This is a genomic window from Alteromonas sp. ABV4_515 (assembly GCF_056160345.1).
Window position 1 is genome coordinate 1 of sequence record NZ_JBSWWZ010000047.1, and the last position, 301, is coordinate 301.

Consider the following 301-nt stretch of genomic DNA (forward strand, 5'->3'; position numbering starts at 1 on the left):
CACTCGCTTTCGCTACGGCTCCGCTATTCGCTTAACCTTGCTACTAAATATAAGTCGCTGACCCATTATACAAAAGGTACGCAGTCACCCCATCACTAAGCACCCTGCTTGATTTGGCGCGGTTTACCGTTGGCTGCTTCGCAGGTCAACGTTACGCTCAATCAGGCTGTTTGCACTTTGTGAGTCTCATCACTAAGGCACTTAGTGATGGGGCTCCCACTGCTTGTACGTATACGGTTTCAGGTTCTATTTCACTCCCCTCACAGGGGTTCTTTTCGCCTTTCCCTCACGGTACTGGTTC

The 301-nt window shown here is 50.2% G+C and carries 1 rRNA gene; it reads right to left on the minus strand.

What is annotated here, in order from left to right:
• A 23S ribosomal RNA gene (locus ACXAGX_RS20615) occupies nucleotides 1–301 on the minus strand; the annotation flags it as partial.